This window comes from Oceanobacillus saliphilus, assembly GCF_023522835.1.
GTDB classification, from domain to species: domain Bacteria; phylum Bacillota; class Bacilli; order Bacillales; family Amphibacillaceae; genus Oceanobacillus; species Oceanobacillus saliphilus.
Genome location: NZ_JALCZU010000253.1, coordinates 1 through 253 on the forward strand (window position 1 = coordinate 1; position 253 = coordinate 253).

General features: G+C 60.9%; 1 protein-coding gene. It reads left to right on the forward strand.

What is annotated here, in order from left to right:
• Positions 1 to 232 (forward strand): 2-dehydro-3-deoxygalactonokinase (locus MN204_RS21070; RefSeq protein WP_249872998.1); only part of this gene is annotated, 232 nt, incomplete at its 5' end.
• Positions 233 to 253: the final 21 nt, after the last annotated feature.

Consider the following 253-nt stretch of genomic DNA (forward strand, 5'->3'; position numbering starts at 1 on the left):
CTCGCTGGCGGCGACTTCGGTGAGCGATTATCTCTCCGGGCTGTTGATTGGCGCGGAGGTGGCGACATTCAGCGAACGCTATCGCGCCAGCCGCGTGGTGCTGGTTGGTGAGCACTCGCTCAACGCCCGTTATCAGCAGGCGATGGCGGCGCGTGGGTTAGCCGTTTCCTGTTGCTCCGGCGAGGCGGCGTTTCTTTCGGGTATAGCGAGGATGATTGATGGACAAGATTAAGCTGGTGGCGATTTTACGCGG